The 20,491-nt window shown below is 43.3% G+C and carries 23 protein-coding genes and 1 pseudogene; 6 read left to right on the forward strand and 18 right to left on the reverse strand.

Features of this window, described 5'->3' with window-relative positions:
* The first annotated feature begins 450 nt into the window (after nt 1-450).
* The 3 genes and pseudogenes from ODU37_RS09290 (at nt 451) to ODU37_RS09300 (ending at nt 2,498) form a co-directional block, all read left to right on the forward strand.
* Entirely contained in the window at nt 451-1,086 is a 636-nt protein-coding gene (locus ODU37_RS09290) for a hypothetical protein (protein WP_228477882.1), read from the forward strand.
* 88 nt (nt 1,087-1,174) lie between these two features.
* Nucleotides 1,175-1,363, forward strand: coding sequence for a helix-turn-helix domain-containing protein (locus ODU37_RS09295; RefSeq protein ID WP_249562534.1), 189 nt, complete (start codon nt 1,175-1,177; stop codon nt 1,361-1,363).
* A 90-nt stretch (nt 1,364-1,453) separates the two neighbouring features.
* Nucleotides 1,454-2,498: pseudogene (locus ODU37_RS09300) on the forward strand (tyrosine-type recombinase/integrase).
* Between the two features lie 69 nt (nt 2,499-2,567).
* Here the strand turns inward: ODU37_RS09300 and rpsI are convergent.
* From rpsI to rlmB, 6 genes are all read right to left on the reverse strand, one after another.
* Nucleotides 2,568-2,960 (reverse strand): 30S ribosomal protein S9, encoded by a 393-nt coding sequence (gene rpsI / locus ODU37_RS09305; RefSeq protein WP_002942223.1) that lies wholly within the window; start codon nt 2,958-2,960, stop codon nt 2,568-2,570.
* A gap of 19 nt (nt 2,961-2,979) precedes the next feature.
* On the reverse strand, nt 2,980-3,426 hold the full coding sequence (gene rplM / locus ODU37_RS09310; protein ID WP_002876943.1) for a 50S ribosomal protein L13: 447 nt from the start codon (nt 3,424-3,426) through the stop codon (nt 2,980-2,982).
* 214 nt (nt 3,427-3,640) lie between these two features.
* The gene (locus ODU37_RS09315; RefSeq protein WP_249562533.1) at nt 3,641-4,138 is read right to left on the reverse strand and encodes a GNAT family N-acetyltransferase; all 498 of its coding nucleotides are present in this window, start codon (nt 4,136-4,138) and stop codon (nt 3,641-3,643) included.
* A gap of 299 nt (nt 4,139-4,437) precedes the next feature.
* Nucleotides 4,438-5,301, reverse strand: coding sequence for a DegV family protein (locus tag ODU37_RS09320; RefSeq protein WP_136647318.1), 864 nt, complete (start codon nt 5,299-5,301; stop codon nt 4,438-4,440).
* Nucleotides 5,298-5,819, reverse strand: a complete 522-nt coding sequence (locus tag ODU37_RS09325) for an NYN domain-containing protein (RefSeq protein ID WP_044752607.1) — start codon at nt 5,817-5,819, stop codon at nt 5,298-5,300. Before ODU37_RS09325 ends, ODU37_RS09320 begins: the two co-directional genes overlap by 4 nt.
* Nucleotides 5,820-6,548 carry a 23S rRNA (guanosine(2251)-2'-O)-methyltransferase RlmB gene (gene rlmB, locus ODU37_RS09330; protein ID WP_024406514.1) on the reverse strand — a complete coding sequence of 243 codons (729 nt, stop codon included), beginning with the start codon at nt 6,546-6,548 and terminating at the stop codon, nt 5,820-5,822. It abuts the gene before it with no gap.
* A gap of 135 nt (nt 6,549-6,683) precedes the next feature.
* On the opposite strand from rlmB, the gene ODU37_RS09335 reads away from it, so the two are divergent.
* The 3 genes from ODU37_RS09335 to ODU37_RS09345 all read left to right on the forward strand — a co-directional run bounded on the left by ODU37_RS09335 (nt 6,684) and on the right by ODU37_RS09345 (nt 8,797).
* Complete coding sequence (locus tag ODU37_RS09335) at nt 6,684-7,073, forward strand: DUF1761 domain-containing protein (RefSeq protein ID WP_105136472.1); 390 nt, start codon at nt 6,684-6,686, stop codon at nt 7,071-7,073.
* A 70-nt stretch (nt 7,074-7,143) separates the two neighbouring features.
* Nucleotides 7,144-8,121 carry an aromatic acid exporter family protein gene (locus ODU37_RS09340; protein ID WP_249562532.1) on the forward strand — a complete coding sequence of 326 codons (978 nt, stop codon included), beginning with the start codon at nt 7,144-7,146 and terminating at the stop codon, nt 8,119-8,121.
* Between the two features lie 88 nt (nt 8,122-8,209).
* Nucleotides 8,210-8,797, forward strand: a complete 588-nt coding sequence (locus tag ODU37_RS09345) for a cadmium resistance transporter (RefSeq protein WP_249562531.1) — start codon at nt 8,210-8,212, stop codon at nt 8,795-8,797.
* Nucleotides 8,798-8,814: 17 nt separating this feature from the next.
* Here the strand turns inward: ODU37_RS09345 and ODU37_RS09350 are convergent, their stop codons facing one another.
* The 12 genes from ODU37_RS09350 to murQ all read right to left on the reverse strand — a co-directional run bounded on the left by ODU37_RS09350 (nt 8,815) and on the right by murQ (nt 20,463).
* Nucleotides 8,815-8,943 carry a hypothetical protein gene (locus tag ODU37_RS09350; protein ID WP_283770599.1) on the reverse strand — a complete coding sequence of 43 codons (129 nt, stop codon included), beginning with the start codon at nt 8,941-8,943 and terminating at the stop codon, nt 8,815-8,817.
* 68 nt (nt 8,944-9,011) lie between these two features.
* Nucleotides 9,012-10,142: an ABC transporter ATP-binding protein gene (locus ODU37_RS09355; RefSeq protein WP_002938838.1), complete on the reverse strand. Its 1,131-nt coding sequence runs from the start codon at nt 10,140-10,142 to the stop codon at nt 9,012-9,014.
* Between the two features lie 109 nt (nt 10,143-10,251).
* Nucleotides 10,252-11,106: a helix-turn-helix domain-containing protein gene (locus tag ODU37_RS09360; protein ID WP_053867473.1), complete on the reverse strand. Its 855-nt coding sequence runs from the start codon at nt 11,104-11,106 to the stop codon at nt 10,252-10,254.
* 1 nt (nt 11,107) lies between these two features.
* Nucleotides 11,108-11,506 carry a Mini-ribonuclease 3 gene (locus ODU37_RS09365; RefSeq protein ID WP_053867474.1) on the reverse strand — a complete coding sequence of 133 codons (399 nt, stop codon included), beginning with the start codon at nt 11,504-11,506 and terminating at the stop codon, nt 11,108-11,110.
* Nucleotides 11,499-12,842, reverse strand: a complete 1,344-nt coding sequence (gene cysS / locus ODU37_RS09370; RefSeq protein WP_249562530.1) for a cysteine--tRNA ligase — start codon at nt 12,840-12,842, stop codon at nt 11,499-11,501. The genes ODU37_RS09365 and cysS overlap by 8 nt, the downstream gene beginning before the upstream one ends.
* Nucleotides 12,843-13,135: 293 nt before the next feature.
* Nucleotides 13,136-13,753 carry a serine O-acetyltransferase gene (gene cysE / locus ODU37_RS09375; RefSeq protein WP_024400199.1) on the reverse strand — a complete coding sequence of 206 codons (618 nt, stop codon included), beginning with the start codon at nt 13,751-13,753 and terminating at the stop codon, nt 13,136-13,138.
* A 53-nt stretch (nt 13,754-13,806) separates the two neighbouring features.
* Nucleotides 13,807-16,026 carry a polyribonucleotide nucleotidyltransferase gene (gene pnp, locus ODU37_RS09380; RefSeq protein ID WP_249562529.1) on the reverse strand — a complete coding sequence of 740 codons (2,220 nt, stop codon included), beginning with the start codon at nt 16,024-16,026 and terminating at the stop codon, nt 13,807-13,809.
* A 251-nt stretch (nt 16,027-16,277) separates the two neighbouring features.
* On the reverse strand, nt 16,278-16,613 hold the full coding sequence (locus ODU37_RS09385; protein ID WP_161496224.1) for a type II toxin-antitoxin system RelE/ParE family toxin: 336 nt from the start codon (nt 16,611-16,613) through the stop codon (nt 16,278-16,280).
* Entirely contained in the window at nt 16,606-16,893 is a 288-nt protein-coding gene (locus ODU37_RS09390) for an XRE family transcriptional regulator (RefSeq protein ID WP_105158866.1), read from the reverse strand. The genes ODU37_RS09385 and ODU37_RS09390 overlap by 8 nt, the downstream gene beginning before the upstream one ends.
* A 208-nt stretch (nt 16,894-17,101) precedes the next feature.
* Nucleotides 17,102-18,133, reverse strand: a complete 1,032-nt coding sequence (locus tag ODU37_RS09395) for a MupG family TIM beta-alpha barrel fold protein (RefSeq protein ID WP_238143157.1) — start codon at nt 18,131-18,133, stop codon at nt 17,102-17,104.
* Nucleotides 18,123-19,550 carry a PTS transporter subunit EIIC gene (locus ODU37_RS09400; RefSeq protein WP_105158864.1) on the reverse strand — a complete coding sequence of 476 codons (1,428 nt, stop codon included), beginning with the start codon at nt 19,548-19,550 and terminating at the stop codon, nt 18,123-18,125. The genes ODU37_RS09395 and ODU37_RS09400 overlap by 11 nt, the downstream gene beginning before the upstream one ends.
* A gap of 1 nt (nt 19,551) precedes the next feature.
* A complete protein-coding gene (gene murQ / locus ODU37_RS09405; RefSeq protein ID WP_105158863.1) occupies nt 19,552-20,463 on the reverse strand; it encodes an N-acetylmuramic acid 6-phosphate etherase in 912 nt (303 codons plus the stop codon).
* Between the last annotated feature and the right edge of the window lie 28 nt (nt 20,464-20,491).

Consider the following 20,491-nt stretch of genomic DNA (forward strand, 5'->3'; position numbering starts at 1 on the left):
TAGTACCTTTTTTGTTTACCAAACGTGTAATTTCTTCCAGTCGTTCTCGTTTATTCATGTTTAATCCTTTGTTGTTTTTTTACATTATATCAAAAATCAACAAGAATATGTTGGAATTTTGAACATTATTTTAAATGATAATTACAACTTTATTATGTGAGCAATCTTCGCGAGCAGGTTTTACGCGGTTCGCAAAACATCGGTTCGTTAGAACCGACTGCAAGGAAAAAAGAAAGCATCGAGCTTTCTTTTTGGGCTGCAAGCCTACGTGTTTAGCGATGGGTAACGATAGTTTACTCACGCTAAACACGTATCTCATCAAAAATGAGATTATCTCAATAATAACATCAGTAGAATAAATAAAAATAGGCAGAAAATATCGAAATCTCCTGCCCTTTACTTATTCCACAGACTTTAAGTCCATATACACAAGCTACCTACAAAGCAGCATTGGCCAAAGTTCTCGGAGTTTCCTCAACTAATTTCATCGCTACACAACCACGTACACGTGCAAATCGCATGAACAATCGTGTATTACATATAGACTATCGTTTATCCAACAAAAATAACGACTACTGGCATAAAGTAGTTGTCGCAACAGGCTTACGTAAAAGTGAACTGATCCATGTCACTGGTGATGCTATGCAACGTGGCCGTGATGGTCGTTGGTATTTAAATTTAGACGGCCGTAAACATCACACAAAAGGACGCAGAGATCGCTGGTCTCCAATCATGGCTACTAGTCAAGAGGAGGAAGAGTGGTTAGTCGCTATTTTCCAACGAGCAGGAGAAAAGAGAGTGTTTCATGTTCCCAAAGATTTAAGTCTCGACGATTTTGATGGAAAGAAAGTTCCCACTGCATTAAAGCCACATAAGTATCGTGCTGAGTATACAGAGCGTGTTTATCGCAGTGTAGCACGCGAAATTTCCAAGATTAGAAATCGTAAAGAAGTTATCCATCTGCGTAAAGAGTTAGTTGGCATCTCACTCGACAGAAAAGCTTGTAAAATTGTGACAAAGGCTCTGGGACACAATAGACCAGAGGAATTTCCTCGTTCCTACGCTTATATTTTATTGAAACGCTAGGTAACATTGCACATTTTTCAAAAATCTATCCTCAATTCATTACACATGTGGCATAACACTTGTATCTAGAAAATGAAAGGAATTCTATATGTTACCTCAAAATAATTCTCCTCTTCTGTTAAATAGACAACAAGCAGCGGAACTACTTGGAATAGATCCTAAATCATTTGATAAGTACATCAGAAGCCACCCAGACTTTCAATACTTTATGGTGGGAAAACAAGAGCGCTATTTGAAGTCAAAACTGATTAAATTTATTGAAAACCACTGCGATTGACGGATAATGATTGATAAAATTAGATTTTTCATATATCCTATATGTGACTAGTCTATTTTATCAATCATTTTTTATAGAAAGGCTGATAAAATGGCAACAATAACAAAACGTAGTAACTCTTACCGTGCAACTGTATCACTTTATAAGAAAGGAGAATATAAACGAGAAACCAAAACCTTTAGCAACAGAAAGATGCTGAGCTTTGGACATTAGAAATGGAACTTAAAAAAGGTCGTGGCAAGAACATTGCCGAACGATCCACCCTATTTCCTGATTTTTATAGAAATTGGGTCCATACGGTCAAGAAAAATGACGTTCGCGAAGCCACCTTTATAAACTATAAACGAACTCTCGTAGTAGTTGATGACCTTTTGGATGGTATTCAACTTAAACACCTTGACGATCTCGTCATGCAAAAGAAATCGACCAATATGCTGAAACCCACTCTAAAAAAACAGTAAAAGAACTTGTTCTTAAAATCCGTGGTTCATTGAAATATGCGTATGCTCGTGGTTTGATTAGCAATGACTTTGGTCATCTTTTAAAAGCAAAAGGGCAAGAACAAGCTAAACGAAATATTCCACTATCTATCACAGAATTTAAAAAACTCAGACAATACTGCCTAAGTCATACTGAGGATGAATTTAATGTTCTTGTTGTTCTCGCCCTTGAGACAGGAGCAAGACGTGGAGAACTTTTAGGAATTAAAAAAGAAGATATTTTTGAATATGGTATCAAAATTCTTCGATCAATTAGTCCAACTAATGACGATACCCAGCTTAAAACCAAACATTCTAAGCATGATATTTCCATCAACGAAGATGTTTATCAAGCTGTGACAAAACTTGCACAAACAAAAGAAGGCTATATCTTTGATTGGAATGGATTCAAGCAAGCTGGTCAACTTCAAAAGCCGTTAAAACAGTTGGGATTAACAGAAACGACATTTCATGGACTTCGTGACACGCATGCCTCATTTCTCTTTTCAAAAGATATTAGCCTAGACTATATTTCTCGTCGTCTAGGTCATAACTCAATCTTAACAACACAACAGTATTATCTAGAATTGATGCCTAAAAAAAGACACCAGCAAGATGCTGATGCCTTAAATTTATTGAATTCATTAAGCGAGTAAACATTTGAACCAATTTGAACCAATTTGAACCAAAAAGTCGGCACAAATGTTGTCCCCATAACGTTTGGATTAACGTTTTGAGAACTGGCTAGCTTTACGTGCTTTCTTAAGACCTGGTTTTTTACGTTCAACCATACGAGCATCACGAGTAAGAAGGCCTGCGCGTTTCAATGAATCGCGGAAGTCTGGGTCTACTTGAAGCAATGCACGCGCGATACCGTGACGGATCGCACCTGATTGACCACCGTAACCACCACCGTTCACGTTAACGAAAACGTCGTATGAACCTTGTGTTGAAGTTACTGCGAATGGTTGGTTGATAACCAAACGAAGGTCAGCGTGTGGGATGTACTCTTCTACATCTTTTTTGTTTACTGTGATTTTACCAGTACCTGGGACCAAACGTACGCGTGCAACCGCGTTTTTACGACGACCAGTACCTGTGTATTGTGCTTGTGCCATTTAGATTACGTCCTTTCCCTTAGATAAGACCTGAAATATCAAGTACTTCTGGTTGTTGTGCAGCGTGAGTGTGCTCAGCACCTACAAACACTTTCAATTTCATGCCTTGTGCACGACCAAGTGTGTTGTGTGGAAGCATACCTTTAACTGATTTTTCAATCAAACGAACAGCGTTTTTAGAACGCAATTCACCAGCTGAGATTGATTTCAATCCGCCTGGGTGGTTTGAGTGAGTGTAGTAGATTTTATCAGTTGCTTTTTTACCAGTCAATTTCACTTTCTCAGCGTTGATAACGATAACGAAGTCACCAGTATCAGTGTGAGGTGTGAAAGTTGGTTTGTTTTTACCGCGAAGAACGCTAGCAACTACTGCTGAAAGGCGTCCAAGAGGTACATCAGTAGCGTCTACTACATACCATTTACGTTCAACTTGGCCTGGTTTAGCCATAAATGTTGTTTTGTTCATGATTTCTCCTATACGAATCGTTTTTGTTTACTGGGCGGATGTTCCGGTCCGCGGGTATTTGGAAGGTTCCGGGGCCTTTCAAATGGGGTAAACAATACCGTCTACCATTTTATCAAATCTACTAGTCTCCGTCAAGCTATTTTACTTTACTTTTTTTATTTTTTGAAAGATAGCAGAGCTGCTGAGAATGAAAGCCTTATCAGTTTTACTTTCCTTACTGACCTAGCTGTCCAGGTAAGACCAGCTTCTCCTTATAAGGAAAGGTCTTATCAAATTCTTCCAAGACCAATTCATCCACCGTGTAACCCGGCGGATCTGTAAACCACCAGTCCCGGCCTTCCAGAACTTCTGGTCGGAACAACTTGACCAAGAAATAATCAGCTTCTGGGTCCGCCTGATAGCGAACGCCGACCTCCTTACCCTTGACAAAACCAAATCGACTGTAGTAATCAGGAGAGCCTGTAATGGCCACCAAGACTGCTCCGCTATTTTCCGCCAAAGCCAGCGAATGCTCCAAAAGTGCCTGACCGTAACCACGGCCTTGCTGGTCTGGCGAGATGCTAAAGGGACCAAAGGTCAGACTGGGCAGGCGAGCGCCGTCCGCTGTGATCTCCGATGCGACATAGAGGATATGCCCCACCAGCTGACCGTCGGCTTCCGCGACAAGATTGAGGTCTTTTATGGCGTGTTTTTGCTTCCGTAACTGATGCACAATCAGATGCTCAGTAGCACTCAGATAATAGTCCTTCAGTTTACTTTTAGTACAAGGCAACGAGTTGCAGACAGTACTGGAGTACGGCAAAACGAGTTAACGATGTAATAAAAGATAAACTGACGGACGAAAGACATTCCAAAAAGCCTCCCGTGTTGGCTCTTCAACCGCCCGATGATCCTTTTCTTCTTCTCTTCTGATGATTAGTGACATCTTATCTCCTTTTGATTGTCCTATTCTACAATAGTTCGCTGTCACACAAAAAGGAATACATCTTTGCAAGAAATATCCCTTAGAATCTAGGCTCTCATTTCTGTCCCAATTGATAAAATAGCTAGGACTCCTGTCCCTGTATGAGTGGCAATAACTGGTCCTAATTCTGTCAATAGAACATCAGAAACACGGTCGTCTTCCAATAAACTAGATTTGACGCCCTCTGCCGCCTCAATATCACCCGTATAAGCAACCATGACTGTAGAATGATCCAAGTTGTCCAAGGTCAGGTTCAGCATTTCTTTAATTCCTTTTTTACGACCACGGATTTTAGCAATAGGCACAAGTTTCCCTTCTACATCTAGCGAAAGCAGAGGTTTGATATTCACTAAGCCACCAATAAGGCCTGCTGCTTTCGATAAGCGACCACCACGCACCAGGTGGTTAAGGTCATCGACCAAGAGGTAGGTCCGTAAGCGCGGCACCAAATCTTCTACGATTGCCTTAGTTTCCGCCAAAGTCTTACCCTCAGCACGCGCCTCAACGGCCTTCATGACCAAGTAGCCTTCTCCAATGGTCGCTGCCTTTGTATCAACGATGGTGATGACTGCTTCTGGATATTGATCCATAACCATATCTCGTGCAATGACTGCACTCTGGTAGGTCCCTGAAAGAGCTGCTGAGAAAGCGAGATAAAGCACCTCTTGACCTTCCTTGGCTGCCGCTTCAAAAACTTCTTCAAACTGACCAACATTGACCTGACTGGTCGTAGGTTGACTGCCAGAAGCCATTTTCTCCAGCAAATCTGCTGAGGTCAAGCGGTTTTCCCCAACGGTTTCATAGGTTACGCCGTCTAGGTTAATGGTCAAACCAAGAACGGTCACATCGTTTTCTTGGACCCAGCTGATTGGCAAATCCGATGTCGAATCGGTTACGATTGTAAATGTCACTCTTTCATTTCCTCCATCATTTCTCTTAAGGCTTGAAAATTCCCATCTGACCAGGGATTGAGCCGTGGGGTGTAGAGCTCTACCTGATCCACAAACTTGTCCAAGTCCTTTTTGATGACCCTGGTTCTTTCCTCCAACTCACGCGCCGAAACCCGTAAGGCCCCTTGTGAAAAGACCACCCATTGTTCGTTGAGGTCGCTGGTTGCGACGGAAACCTGCTTGCGACGGTCACTATTGAGCTGGGCACTGAGTCGTTCGATATAACTATCTGCCGTCTCTTCCTCCTCTGTAAAAATGACCGATACCTTAAATTCGTCATACTGCTGGCGAAGACCTGGCACATGGTGGGCATCAAAGACACAAATCACCTCGATCTGTTCAAAGGCTGCGTAGTGAGATAAGGTGCGAAGCAAGGTCGTTCTGGCTGCATCCAAGTCTCCCTTTTTAAAATCTTGCTTGGTGGCCTGCCAAAAGGCAATCATGTTGTAGCCATCTACAATGAGAACTTTTTCTTTCATTTAGATTTTCTTCCGAAATACTTCGTACATCAGCACGGCTGCTGCTACGCTGGCGTTGAGAGATTGGACATGGCCCTTCATAGGAATGGTAATCATCTCATCCACCTGCTTTTTGATATTACTGGAAATCCCTTTACCTTCGTTACCAATAATGAGGGCTAGTTTGCCAGCTGTATTCCACTTGTGGCTTGGGGTTCCGTTCATATCGGTACCAAATACCCAGAAACCAGCCTCCTTGAGCTTATCAAGGGTTTGGCTGAGATTGGTTACTCGGGCGATTGGGACATGGGCCACCGCACCTGTAGATGTCTTAGCCACAACAGGCGTCACGCCAACTGCTCGGTGTTTGGGAATGATGATGCCTGCTACCTGAGTGGCATCTGCGGTCCGTAAAATCGAGCCCAAGTTGTGGGGGTCTGTCAGACCGTCCAAGATGAGAATGAGAGGATTGTCTTCCTGCTCTGCTTTTTCCAGAATGTCCGAAAGGTCTGCATAGGCAAACTCAGAGACCCGTAGGACAAAGCCTTGGTGGACGGCACCTTCTGTCATGTCAGACAGGGTCTTCTTCGGTGTCCAAGAAATCGACACCTTCTTCTCTGCCGCCAGTGCCTTGATTTTTTCTACATTTTTTCCGCGCAAATCATCCTGAATGTAGAGTTTGTTGCCAGTGTTAGCCTCCAAACTCTCCACTACAGCATGTACGCCATATACGATATCATTTTGTTCCATGAGAGTATTATAGCATAGGTTGATTGAAAATAGGCACTCACTATATCACAGCTGAAAAACTTGACCTCCTTACCAAACCATGGTATTCTGTTATCTATCATTTGTCCGTACAAACGGACGCAAAAAGGAGATTTTATGACACTTATTTTGGGAATTGTGGCAGGGCTGATTGCCTTTGCTATTGGTGGTTTATGGTATGGTTTGATTTTCCGTGATGCTTGGATTGAAGCCTCTGGCATTGACATGGCCAAGGTAGAAGCTGACCGTCAGGCTGGGAAAAATGGCCAAAAGGAAATGATGATTTCCTTAGCGATTGAAGTTTTGACTGCTGTTGTGGCGATTTTCTTCATCAAGACCCTTGATGTTTCACCACTCCACGCAGCTGGCGGCATGGGCGTGATTGCGGTGCTTGCTTCATTGAAAAACTATGTCTTTGAGCAACGCCCTCTTAAACTCATCCTCATCAACGAAAGCTACAAACTGGTCTGCTACTTGGTAGTCGGAATCATTGCCTTGTTTGTATAAAGTCAACCCTCCTAACCTTAGGAGGGTTTTATGGTACAATAAAAGGAAGACTAAGACTAAAGGAGCCCCCATGTCCCTCTCCCTCCGAACGATTAAACTGATATTTGCCACCGTGCTGGCTATTTACCTAGCGACCGCCCTGGGTTTGTCCTATGCGACGGCAGCTGGCATCATCGCCATTCTCAGCGTCCTCGACACCCGCAAGTCCAGCTTCAAAATGGCCCGCAACCGCCTCTTTTCCACCCTCCTGGCCCTGACCATAGCCGTCCTGAACTTCGCCCTCTTTGGCTTTGGCATCTGGACCCTAGGCATTTACCTGGCACTCTACGTCCCTCTAGCCTACAGATTCAACTGGGAGGCTGGCATCGCCCCCTCAACCGTCCTCGTCACCCACCTCTTGCTAGAGCAAGATATTTCGCTGATTTTTTTAGGAAATGAGCTGGCGCTTTTTCTGATTGGGGCAGGACTGGCACTCTTGTTTAACCTCTATATGCCCTCGCAAGAAAAGAAAATCGAGGCCTACCACGACCAAGTCGAAGACCTGCTCAAGCAGATTCTCCTCCGCTTTGAAGCCTTTCTGCTCAACGGCGACGGACGAAACGAGGCAGAATTGATTACGCAGCTAGATAAGACCTTGGATGAGGCCCTCAAAGTCGTCTATCTAGACCGCCACAACCAGCTCTTCCAACAGACCAACTACCAGGTCCATTACTTTGAAATGCGAGCTGCACAAAACAAAATCCTGCGGACCATGGCAGGAAATATCAACAAATGTTTGCTAGAAGGCAGAGAAAATGTCATCCTGTCCAGCCTATTCGAGCGAGCAGCCCAGCAACTAAGCCGAGAAAACTCCGCCAAGGAACTACTCCTGGACATCGAACTCTTCCATGCCACCTTCCGCGAGCGACCTCTGCCGCAAACCCGAGAAGAATTTGAAACCCGAGCCACCCTCTTCCAACTCCTACACGACATGGAAGCCTTTATTCGCCTCAAGGTTGATTTCTATGAAGTTTATAAAGATGAAGATGAGGGGAGAAAAGGAAATTAAAATGAATCGCAATTTTTACTTCTATCTTTCAAAATTGATGTGCCTCTGTAAATAAATATCTATGACTACTATATTATACGGAGGGACCATGACTATTATTACTTATGCACTGATTCTCGGTATTTCAACAAGTATCGATTATTTCCTAATTTTATTCCTTTTATTTTCACAGGCAAAAAAACCAGGTGAAAGACGCACAATCTATTTTGGACAACTACTTGCTAGTTTTATACTCATTCTCTTAAGTTCGACCCTTAGCCAAGTTGCCAATGTTTTTCTAGCTGACTGGATCCTTGGTCTGCTCGGCTTCGTCCCTATTCTACTAGGGGTTAGAATCCTTTTTGAAAACGAAGCAGAAACAGAGATTCCTGATAGCAAAATCGGACTACTATCTATAATTTTTATTTCATTAGCATCGGGAGTAGATAATTTAGGAATATTCACACCCTATTTTACAACTTTAAGTACCTTAGAAACGCTCTTAACTGCTGGCCTGATCTTGCTAGAGACAGTCGCCATTTGCTACCTAGCAGAAAAATTTGGGAGTCTCCATAGAATTTCTGAATTCATAGAAAAATATGAAAAAATGATTCTTCCAACCATTTTTATCATATTAGGAATCTACATTTTATTCGAATTCGGAACAATGACCTACCTACTGCAATTACTAACATAAGAAAAAGAACCGTCAGTTTAAACCGACGGTTCTTCTATTTTCCCATGAAATTCATCCAATACTTGGTTATGCAAATGCACGAAAGACAAGCCCATCATGACTGTATTCCCTGCGACTGCAATGATAAATTCCTCCTTGGAGGACACCTTCCCTAGCCAAAAACCGCCAGATTTTCATCTGACGGTCAGGTGTTTTATGAACAAATTATAAAAGATTAAACAATGGCTTGATCTGTTTCATCATCAAAGAAATGAGCTTTGTTGAGGTTGAAGGTCAAGCGAACCTTGTCTCCTGGATTGTGGTAATCACGCGCATCTACACGAGATACAAATTCTGTATTTCCTACTTTAGAGTAGAGCATGGTTTCCGCACCAAGAAGCTCTGAAACGACAACTTCTGCTTCCACAATAGAAGATGGATAAGTGTCCAACTCCAATTGAGAAGCCTTAATGTCTTCTGGACGGATACCCAATGTAAATGATTTGCCATTGTAGCCTTTTTCTTCCAAATGCTTGCGACGACCTTCTGGAAGATCTACTTTGAAACCATCTCCAACAAGCACACCCTCTTGAAGAGTCACTGTAAAGAAGTTCATTGCAGGACTACCGATGAAGCTGGCAACAAATTTGTTTACAGGTTTATTGTAAAGCTCTTCTGGGCTACCAATTTGTTCGATACGACCGATTGTACCTGTACCTGCTTCATTCTTAGTCGCAGACATAATAACAATACGGTCAGCCAAGGTCATGGCTTCTGTTTGGTCATGCGTTACGTAGATCGTTGTTGCACCAATACGACGGTGGATTTTTGCAATTTCTGTACGCATGGATACACGCAATTTGGCATCCAAGTTTGACAAAGGCTCATCCATCAGGAAGACTTTTGCATCACGGACAATGGCACGACCCATGGCAACACGTTGGCGTTGACCACCAGAAAGGTCAGCAGGTTTACGTTGCAAGAATTCTGTCAAGCCAAGAATTTGTGCTGCTTCTTCCACACGTTTTTTGATTTCATCCTTGCTGTATTTACGCAATTTCAAACCGAAAGCCATGTTGTCAAATACAGTCATGTGTGGGTAAAGGGCATAGTTCTGGAATACCATGGCAATATCACGGTCTTTTGGTGCCACATCGTTCATCAACACGCCGTCGATGTAAGCTTCACCTTCTGTAATATCTTCCAATCCAGCAATCATACGAAGAGTAGTTGATTTACCGCATCCTGAAGGACCTACGAAAACAATAAACTCTTTATCTTTAATATCTAGATTAAAGTTTTCAACGGAATAATGCTCGCTATTTGGATATTTTTTATAAATATTTTTTAAATTAAGTTGAACCATGTTCAAGCCTCACTTTCTTTGATAGTTTTATTGTAAACGAAAGCGTTTTATTTTTCTAGGTCAAGGTGAACAAAAGAAAAAAGATATTCTGTGCAGACTGCACAAAATATCAGTAAAGTCTGTCTAAGAGGACCTGATAACAAAAACTCAAGTCGGTCAGGGCTTTGAGCTGGAGCCCAGTCATATCCTGCCACTTGTCCAAGCGGTATTGGAGGGTATTGCGGTGGATATAGAGGACCTGAGCGGTCTTGGTGACCACAGCTCCCTCTGCCCATAGGGCTAGAATGATGTTCTGCATATCTTGCTGGTCAATCAGCTCTAGCATACTGGCTTTTATCAGACCAAGCTCCAAGCCTGCTCTGCCTTGTCCCCAAAGAAAAAGTTGACTAAAGGAGAGGACGGTCGATTTGTGGTAGTGGGCCCGCCATTGAGCGAAAAGGGTCACCTCTGCTTGATAGAGTTGGGGCCAGCGGTTTGCGAGTTGACGGGGCCAGACCTGGCCAGCCAAGAGGGTCAGTCGCAAGCCGAAGTCGAACTCCAAGGCCGACAAGGTGTCTGCCAGAAGGCTTTGATAGTCCGTCCAAGTGCCTTGGTCCAGGATAAAGAGGTAGTCCTGAGCCGTCAGCTGCACCTGAGCCACCTGGCTGGGTAGGAGGTCGGTCATCATGGTCCGCCAAGCGTCCAGCTGGGCTTCCTTCTGCGACCAAAGGTGGACATGGATAAACTGCACGGCTTCAACCGCCTGGGGCAGCGAGCCCTGACCTTGTAGGTAGGACTGCCAAGGGCTAGACGGTTTCTGGTCTTGAGGACGCGACAACAAGGACAAGAGGTAGCGTTCCCGATCCGTCAAGTCCGCATCCGCCAGATTCAGATAGCGACCGTCGCCCAAAGCAAGAGAGTTTTCACCCGCTTCCTGCGACAACTTGGCCTGCGGAAACCAGCCTTTGACTTCCTTCTCGAACATCTTATCCCCTTTCTATTTTGTCAATACACCAGCCCACCAGTTCATCCAGGCGTTCCATCTGCTCGGTCATGTGCAAATAGCCCAAAACCGCCTCAAAGCCTGTGGACATCCGATAGGTGACCACGTCCGCATTCTTGGCCTTGGTGTGGCTATTGGTATTGCGGCCCCGCTTGTAGATCTCTTCCTCTTTTTCGGTCAATAGCTGAGCTTCTAAGAGGGCGGAGATCAGGCTTGCCTGAGCCTTGGCCGAGACGTATTTGTTAGCCTCTCCGTGCAATTTGTTAGGCTTGGTCAGCCCCTTGAAAATCAAGTGCCGTCTGACATACATGGAATAGACAGCATCCCCTTCAAAAGCCAGGGCAATTCCATTGATGAGATTGACATCTACTGCCTTAGTCACGTGTCCACCTCACACCATCCTTGGTATCCAAGAGCTTGATGCCCTGGGCTGCCAATTGATCTCGAATTCGGTCTGCCGTCGCAAAATCACGATTGGCACGCGCTGCTTGACGTTCTGCTATCAAGGCTTCAATCTCGCTGTCCAAGACTTCTTCTTCAAAGACAATACCGAACACTTGCAGCATGTTTCCAAAGGCCTCTTTTACAGTTTCATCGTAGTTGCCTGAGTTGATCCATTTGGCAAAGTCAAAGATAGCCGTAATCCCATTTGCCGCATTGAAATCATCATCCATTGCCGCTTCAAAGGCTGCCAAATGCAATTCAAGACCTGACTTATCCACAGAGTTTTGCACAGGTTGTGTATAAGTATTTTTTAGATATTTGAGATTGATTTCCGCATCTGAAATAGCCTTCTCAGTGTAGTTGAGTGGACGGCGGTAGTGCTGGGTCGATAGGAAGAATCGCAAGACCTGACCGTCAATTTGTTCCAGCATATCATGGGCTGTCAGGAAATTGCCCAAGGACTTGGACATCTTCTCATCGTTGATATTGAGCATGGCATTGTGCATCCAGTAGTTGGCAAAGGTTTGCCCTGTTTTGCCCTCAGACTGGGCGATTTCATTGGTATGGTGAGGGAATTCCAAGTCCGCACCACCACCGTGAATATCAATGGTATCTCCCAAAATCTCTGTCGCCATAACCGAACACTCGATATGCCAACCTGGACGACCTGCTCCCCAAGGACTTTCCCAAGAAACTTCGCCTGGCTTGGCAGTTTTCCACAGGGCAAAGTCGAAAGGATGTTCTTTGAGTTGACCTTCTCCCTCAACCCGACCAGAAGCCCCAGCTTCTAGGTCAGACAAGGTTTTGTTGGCCAAACGAGCATAATTCTCAGCCTTTTCCACTCGGAAATAAACATCACCAGCCGCTTCATAGGCGTACCCCTTGTCAATCAAGACCTGCACAAAATCAATGATTTCATCCATGTAGTCAATAACGCGAGGATTTTTGGTAGCTGGCTTGACACCTAACTTTGCCACATCTTCCTTGAAAGCTGCGATAAACTTATCAGACAGTTCTTTGGTTGTCATGCCAGCTTCATTAGCAGCTTTGATAATCTTGTCATCCACATCCGTAAAGTTAGAAATGTACGCTACATCAAAGCCACGGTATTCAAAATAGCGGCGGATGGTATCAAAAGCCACGACACTACGGGCATTTCCGATATGGATATAGTTGTAAACCGTTGGACCGCAAACATACATCTTGACCTTACCCTCTTCCAAGGGCACAAAGTCACGCAAACTACGGGTCATGGTATCGTAAATTTTAATCATAGTTTCTCCATTACTTCTGAGTATTCTTTAGGACTTGATACTTTTGATACAATTTTACTAGCCAATAAGCTGTCACGGCCAGCCAAATCATCCCTAGCTGCCAGTTTCCTTGGGAAAACTTAAGGATAGATAGAATTGTTCCAGCGATGGAGGTCAACACATAAGGCCAGTTTTGTCTTACTAATTTTTTTAACATGATGTACTTTCTAATGTTCTTGCAACGGTCTTGTCCGTCGGTTCAATAACTGCAGAGGTATTTTCAAATTCTTCTAGCAGCATATCAACCTTCTTTCCTACAAATGCGACGAATGGTGGCTGGCTTCTCGTAATTCCGCAAGCTTAGTCGTGTAGTGTTCACGGCCATCTTCCATGTCATGAATGACCTTCTCATCTTTTTGACCGTGTACACGGACAATTTTAGCTGGCATACCGACCACTGTCACATCTGCTGGAACATCGGCTAGGACAACGGCAGCTGCACCCACTTTGGCATTTTCTCCGATTTCAACAGGTCCAATAACCTGTGCGTGTGCAGAAACAAGGGCACCCTTTCGGACAGTTGGATGGCGTTTGCCCGTATCCTTACCCGTTCCACCAAGCGTTACGCCGTGGTAAAGCATGACACCAGACTCAATAATAGCTGTCTCACCAATAACCAAACCAGCTCCATGGTCAATGAAGACTCCCGAAGCAATCTCGGCGCCTGGATGAATCTCAATATTGGTCCAAAAGCGCCAAAATTGGCTGTGCATCCGAGCTAGTAATTTAAAGCCTTTTTTCCACATCCAATGGGACAGACGGTGGGCAGCCAAGGCCTTGACACCTGGGTAGGTCAAAAGGACTTCCAAGGTCGTCCGTGCTGCCGGATCTTTTTCTTTTACAATCTCAATGGTGTCCTTCCACCAACCCATAGTCACTCCTTCTAGCGAGAAGACAAGCCCGCTACCGAACTTGTCTACTCAGCTTATTTCTTTTCAACCTTGTGGAATTTGAATTCACCAAAGTTGTTATCTTTTTTCTCTTTGTTGTCTTTATGACGGCGTGGTCTGTCAGAACGCTCGCGTTTTTCTGGTTCCACATAACCTTCTGGTTTTGGAAGAAGAGCCTTCATAGAAGCATCAATACGTCCTTTATCATCAATCTTGATGACCTTAACATCGACAATATCGCCAATTTCAACTAGGTCTTCTGGTTTATTGACACGGGTCCAAGCCATTTCAGAAACGTGGACCAGAGCATCAGTCTTGTCGAAAAGGTTGACAAAGGCACCGAATTTCTCCAAACGAACGACTTTTGCCTGGAAAACTTCATCCACTTTCGCTTCACGAACAAGACCCGCAATGATTTCTTTGGTCCGTTCAATCGCATCGCGATCTGGTGAGAAGATAGCCACAAGACCGTCTTCGTCGATATCGATTTTCACGCCAGTTTCTGCAATAATCTTATCAATGGTTTCGCCACCCTTACCGATGACAATCTTGATTTTATCCACATCAATCTTGATAGTGTCAATCTTCGGTGCAGTTGGTGCCAAGTCAGGACGAACTTCTGGGATAGTTGCTTCAATCACATCAAGGATTTCAAAACGTGCCTTCTTAGCCTGTGCCAAGGCTTCTTCCAAGATTTGCGGTGTGATACCGTCAATCTTGATGTCCATTTGAAGGGCTGTGATACCTTCACGGGTACCAGCCACCTTGAAGTCCATGTCGCCAAAGTGGTCCTCAAGACCTTGAATATCAGTCAGAACAGTGTAGTTGGTGCCGTCTGAAATCAGACCCATGGCAATCCCTGCAACTGGTGCCTTGATTGGTACACCACCGGCCATGAGGGCAAGGGTACCAGCTGTGATAGAAGCCTGTGAGGAAGAACCGTTTGATTCCAAAACTTCTGCTACCAAGCGGATAGCATATGGGAAATCATCTAGACTTGGTAAGACTTGCTCAAGGGCACGCTCGCCAAGGGCTCCGTGACCAATCTCACGACGACCAGGTGCTCCGTAACGACCTGTTGATCCCACTGAATATTGTGGGAAGTTATAGTGGTGCAAGAATCGTTTCTTGTACTCATCATCCAAACCGTCGATGATTTGGGTTTCACCCATTGGTGCTAGGGTCAAGACAGAAAGAGCTTGCGTTTGACCACGGGTAAAGAGGCCTGAGCCATGAACGTTTGGTAAGAAGTCCACTTCTGCATCTAGCGGTCGAATCTCATCGACACGGCGTCCATCTGGGCGGACCTTGTCTTCGGTAATCAAACGACGAACCTCTGCGTGCTCCATGAGCTCCAAGATTTCATGAACGTCACGCATGATGCGGTCAAATTCTTCGTGTTCAGCGTATTTTTCTTCGTAAGCTGCGATGACGGTTTCACGCACGGCATTGGTCGCATCTTCACGGGCCAATTTTTCTTCTACCTGCACCGCTTTTTTCAAATCGTCATTGTAAGCCGCAACAATCTCAGCCTGCAATTCTGGATCAACCTGAAGAAGTTCCACATCTGCTTTTTCCTTGCCGACTGCTGCTACGATTTGATTTTGGAAGTCAAGGAGTTCTTGAATGGCCGCATGACCTTTCAAGAGGGCTTCCAACATGATGTCTTCTGACAATTCTTTGGCACCAGACTCAACCATGTTGATGGCGTCCTTGTTACCAGCCACTGTCAAGTCAAGGAGGGACTCTTCCATCTGAGCCTTGTCAGGATTGATGATGAGTTCTCCATTGACATAACCGACCTGCACGCCTGCGATTGGGCCGTTGAAAGGAATGTCTGAGATTGCCAATGCCAAGGACGAGCCAAACATAGCTGCCATTGGAGCTGAAGCATCTGGATCGTAAGAAAGCACTGTGTTGATGACTTGGACTTCATTACGGAAACCTTCCGCAAACATTGGACGAATCGGACGGTCAATCAAACGAGCTGTCAAGGTCGCATCAGTTGACGGACGACCTTCACGCTTCATCCAGCCACCTGGGAATTTCCCAGCAGCGTACATTTTCTCTTCATAGTTGACTTGGAGCGGGAAGAAATCGCCCGTCGCCATTTTCTTAGACATAACCGCCGCAGTCAAGACTGTTGAATCGCCATAGCGAACAACAACCGCACCATTGGCTTGTTTGGCAACTTGACCTGTTTCAACGACCAATTTTTTGCCAGCAAAAACCGTTTCAAATACTTGTTTTGACATGAATTGTCTCCTATTTTTTCTGAAATTTTTCTTGCGTGTTTTCTACAAAAGACAATCAAACAAGCTTGTTTCACTCTCTTTTGCACAAAACCACGCATACTCCTTATTTTATCATATTTGACGGAAAATGTGGGGAATTGAGGAAGGAATTTGAGGGAAAATCTAACCTGCCATAAAAACAACTGATCGAAACGAAGACTCTTCAATCAAACGAAGAACACCCAGCTTTTCTGAGTGTTCTTTTGTGTATTCTATTTGAACAATCTCATATAGTCGCTCTTGCTTGCGACAAGATAGCGAACGTTTACGACCTTTTGTGCTTCATCAATGTTATAAATAGCTATATAATCCTTTTTGATGGGTAGTCCTCGCGTCAGATGACCTGGGACTAGCGGTCCTTTTTTAGAGCGTTCATCTACGTTAAAACCTCGCTCTGGGAAGATTTCAAGGCTTCTAAGTCCTGCTATTAGCTCTTGGATTTTTTTGTCCGCAGCATCAGGACTTTTTAGTTCTTCCCTGATGTAGCTACGAATGGCAGCTAGTTCCTCATATATAGCTAGAGGTAGGTTTACTTGGTACTTATCCAAAGAGCTTGGTCTCCATTTCGTCCAATGATAGATAGTTGCCCGCATTCATTTCAGCTACATTTTTCATCACTTCTGCTTGGAGTTCGGCAAATAGTCGCTCTTTTTCCAGTTCTTCTTCACTTTTAAGCCCAATTTCTCCTGTCACTACAATATTTTTGAGAAACAGGTTGAGGGCTTGGGTCATGGTCATATTTTGACTTGCCAAGACCACTTTTGCTTCTTCTACAAGTGATTTTTCTGATTGAAAGTTAATCAATTTCTTTTCAGCTGTTAAGGCCATAAGATGGTACCTCTTTATATTTTTCTTTATTGTAATCTTTATATCTCAAAAAATCAACCAATAATCCTCTACAAAGTCTTTGATTTCAGAAAAGTCCAGCTTTTCTGAGTGCTACACTTCCATAATGGGACATGAGAAAACTGCCGATTCACACTGCTTGAAGTTTTTTATGCTACCGATTATTCATTTCTCAGACCGAGTACTCATTTTATATAAAGGTAAAATGAAATGGATGTTTCACAAAATCTAACAAGGGGATATCTTCTTTATGAACAAAACCAACCACCATTTGACGGTCGTCCTGAGGCAGGTCGACCAAACAAATTTCTAGTTCTGATTGATAGCGAAGAAACTGTTCATTAGCAAGAACTATATCTCCTCGTTTCCGATGTTTTGATAGCCCTTGAATGGCATATCCTTTCAACTGATCCCTTGACTGGCTAGCCCGTATGACATAGTCACTGGCATCAATTCTATTTTCGAAATCCATCTCCTTCAATTGCATTGGAACCTGCGCTGATAGAGCTATTATGCCTTTTGTCAAATATGAAAATCGTTCTAATGAGGCACTCGATAAGGCATTATCCCCAATACAAACATAATCACTTTCACAATACATCATACAATCGAGCGCAGATTGAATTGGATGAGATGCTCTATGTTCTTCAACGGTTGGAAGCCCTTCAAAAAGTGGAAAACGCTTGTTATCCCCAGGAATAAATGTGATGACCTTTATTCCATAAGAGTGTAACCGACTATTTAGGTCACGAACACTATTCCTTCCCAAACCTGTATAGGGCTTAGGATAATAATTATGACATGCCAAAACTCTTGTTTTCTCAACACCATTTTCCATCATCTTTCTCAGAAGGTCATCTGACAATGTAGATGCATTTAAAACAAGTAAAAAATCTTCCGACAATGATTTCATGACTTCAATAGTAATTCCATCATCAATCCTAAGTGCTTTAATACCGAGCTTTTTGAACCCTTCTTTCCCATATCGCTTCAAACTATCTTGATTGATATCCACAATCAAGGTCAGCCCTTCTCGTTGACAGTTTGTTACTATATGACGAATTTTTTCGTCTCCCTTCTCTTCTTCATTTATATTAAGCGAAGAGAAAACAAAGGAAAATCCTGCATTTTGATAATCTATAAACCACTTTTCCGAATCAGCAAATGAGTTAGATAAATAGAGTGAAAAACCGAAACGACTAAAGAAATCATTAACTTCCATATACAGTCTCAATTCTATCTTCATCCACACCAAAGAACCAAGTTAGTACAAAACCACCTACATATGCAGCCAGCATCGCTATAACAAATTGCAGTTGGCTTCCAGGTACCATGATCAACAGTCCAAACAAACCAGAAACTCCTTGAGATACAGTCCCTAAATGGAATAACACTGCCAAAATTCCGCCAAAACCTGAACCTAAACAAGCGGTTAGGAAAGGTTTGCCCAATGGCAAAGTGACGGCGTACATCATCGGTTCACCAATTCCCAAGATTCCGATTGGAATAGAATCTCGCGTTAGTTGTTTCAACTTTTTATTTTTTGTTTTCAAAAAGAGTGCTAAACCAGCCCCGACTTGTCCACCACCTGCCATCATCAAAATAGGTAAGAGATAATTTATACCACCTGTTGGCCCAGACGGATCATTCAACAAAACATGTATTGGAGTCAATGCTTGGTGTAGTCCAACTGATACCAATGGTAAGAAGCCTGCTGACAAAATATACCCACCTACTATTCCTAGCTTCTCATATACAAAATTTAATCCACTATAAATAGCTGTGGTTAACACTTCTCCAAGAGGCTGAATGACTAACAAAGCAACCAATCCACCCAATATGACTGTACAAAGAGGAGTCAAAAAAGTGTCTAAAAAACTTGGCATATATTTTCGGATATTTCTTTCTAGAAATGCAAAGAAAATCCCAACAAATAGAGCCGCTAGCAAACCGCCTGCACTAGGTGAGAATGCCTTGTCCACAAAAGGTAATAAAATTGATTTGTCATCCACTACTGTCAACAAAGGCATTGAAGGAACTGCCACAGACATAGCTCCGGCCATTGCTCCCAAAATCGGACTTCCTTTAAATTCTTTCGCCGCATTCATTCCAACATAGATTGGCAAAAAAGTAAAGAGTCCCCAACTCATAGTCCTAATACATTGATACCACCATTCCATTGCAAAAGCATTCCCGGTTGATACATTAATGACATTTGTAATCCCATTTATCAATCCTGCCGCAATTATTCCAGGTAATATAGGTATAAAAATATTAGCAATTTTTTGCAAGAATCGTTGAACTGGCTTGTCGTACTTCTCTTTATTTATCCTTTTGTTTGTAGCAGCAACATCCGCTGTTGTGTAATCTTCTTCAACACTTCCCAATGATATACCTGTCAGTTCTGAAAATGCTTGGCCAACCTTTGTCACTGTTCCAGGCCCAAAAACAATTTGAAGTGTATCTGCCTCAACAACTCCCAAAACACCTTCTATGTTTTTGAGACTATCAAGGTGAACCAGCTTGTCATCTCGTAACTGTAAACGAAGTCGTGTCATACAAACTGCATTCCCTAGGATATTTTCCCTGCCACCAACATTTTCAAGAACTTGCTTTGCAACATCTTTCGTATTTTTCATTTTAATTCTCCTTATCCAAAATTGATTGAATTGCGAATGAAATGTGATTATGATAGTTTTCCAGAAGTTTTTTTGCCTCTATTTGATTAAGTTGACTCAACTGCATCAAGATGGCTAATTTCACGTCTTGGTTGGCTTGTTGAAAAATATGTTCCGCCTCCATCTCTGTACAGCCAGTTGTTTCACAAATAATTCTTTTTGCTCGTTGAATCAGTTTTTGATTGGTCGGTTGCACATCTACCATGAATCCTCGAAAAACTTTTCCTAGTTGTATCATTGAGGTGGTAGAAATCATATTCAGAATCATTTTTTGAGCTGTCCCAGCTTTCATTCGACTAGATCCCGTTACAACCTCTGGTCCAACCAATACTTCAATCGGAGCATCTACCAATGGGGAGATTTCCGCATTTTGTACACAGGAAATACTGGCCGTCCTAGCTCCTATTTCATGAGCATATGTGACTGCCTCAAGGACATATGGTGTTCTACCTGAAGCGGCAAGCCCGATAACCACATCCTTAGTCGATATACCAATTTTTTGTAGGTCCTCTACAGCAGCTTGTCGGTTATCCTCGGCACCCTCTTTGGCGGCACGTACAGCACCATTTCCTCCAGCAATGAGTCCTTGTACTAAATCTGGAGAAACTCCAAAAGTCGGCGGACACTCCGAAGCATCCAAAACGCCTAGCCTTCCCGAGGTTCCCGCTCCGATATAGATCAGTCTACCATCCTTTTTCAAGCAATCAACGACTATTTCTATTACTGCATTAATTTGCGGCAATATACGTTGTACAGCTAAAGCTACCAGGCCATCTTCACGATTAATGTAGGCGGTGATTTCCCCGATAGACATTGTCTCAATAGCAAATGAGTCTGGATTGGACTGCTCTGTATTCAATCGTTCAATATCCATCTTATTCTCCTTTCTTTTTTTGTAAACG

It is taken from the genome of Streptococcus sp. 2021WUSS109 (assembly GCF_044427305.1).
GTDB lineage: Bacteria > Bacillota > Bacilli > Lactobacillales > Streptococcaceae > Streptococcus > Streptococcus suis.

Excerpts from the sequence above, each read along its gene's own strand:
- ODU37_RS09295 (WP_249562534.1), top strand. The coding sequence starts at position 1,175 with ATGTTACCTCAAAATAATTCTCCTCTTCTGTTAAATAGACAACAAGCA.
- rpsI (WP_002942223.1), bottom strand. The coding sequence starts at position 2,960 with ATGGCACAAGCACAATACACAGGTACTGGTCGTCGTAAAAACGCGGTT.
- rplM (WP_002876943.1), bottom strand. The coding sequence starts at position 3,426 with ATGAACAAAACAACATTTATGGCTAAACCAGGCCAAGTTGAACGTAAA.
- ODU37_RS09325 (WP_044752607.1), bottom strand. The coding sequence starts at position 5,819 with ATGAAAGAAAAAGTTCTCATTGTAGATGGCTACAACATGATTGCCTTT.
- rlmB (WP_024406514.1), bottom strand. The coding sequence starts at position 6,548 with ATGGAACAAAATGATATCGTATATGGCGTACATGCTGTAGTGGAGAGT.
- ODU37_RS09335 (WP_105136472.1), top strand. The coding sequence starts at position 6,684 with ATGACACTTATTTTGGGAATTGTGGCAGGGCTGATTGCCTTTGCTATT.
- ODU37_RS09340 (WP_249562532.1), top strand. The coding sequence starts at position 7,144 with ATGTCCCTCTCCCTCCGAACGATTAAACTGATATTTGCCACCGTGCTG.
- ODU37_RS09345 (WP_249562531.1), top strand. The coding sequence starts at position 8,210 with ATGACTATTATTACTTATGCACTGATTCTCGGTATTTCAACAAGTATC.
- ODU37_RS09355 (WP_002938838.1), bottom strand. The coding sequence starts at position 10,142 with ATGGTTCAACTTAATTTAAAAAATATTTATAAAAAATATCCAAATAGC.
- ODU37_RS09360 (WP_053867473.1), bottom strand. The coding sequence starts at position 11,106 with ATGTTCGAGAAGGAAGTCAAAGGCTGGTTTCCGCAGGCCAAGTTGTCG.
- cysS (WP_249562530.1), bottom strand. The coding sequence starts at position 12,842 with ATGATTAAAATTTACGATACCATGACCCGTAGTTTGCGTGACTTTGTG.
- cysE (WP_024400199.1), bottom strand. The coding sequence starts at position 13,753 with ATGGGTTGGTGGAAGGACACCATTGAGATTGTAAAAGAAAAAGATCCG.
- pnp (WP_249562529.1), bottom strand. The coding sequence starts at position 16,026 with ATGTCAAAACAAGTATTTGAAACGGTTTTTGCTGGCAAAAAATTGGTC.
- ODU37_RS09390 (WP_105158866.1), bottom strand. The coding sequence starts at position 16,893 with ATGGCCTTAACAGCTGAAAAGAAATTGATTAACTTTCAATCAGAAAAA.
- ODU37_RS09395 (WP_238143157.1), bottom strand. The coding sequence starts at position 18,133 with ATGGAAGTTAATGATTTCTTTAGTCGTTTCGGTTTTTCACTCTATTTA.
- ODU37_RS09400 (WP_105158864.1), bottom strand. The coding sequence starts at position 19,550 with ATGAAAAATACGAAAGATGTTGCAAAGCAAGTTCTTGAAAATGTTGGT.
- murQ (WP_105158863.1), bottom strand. The coding sequence starts at position 20,463 with ATGGATATTGAACGATTGAATACAGAGCAGTCCAATCCAGACTCATTT.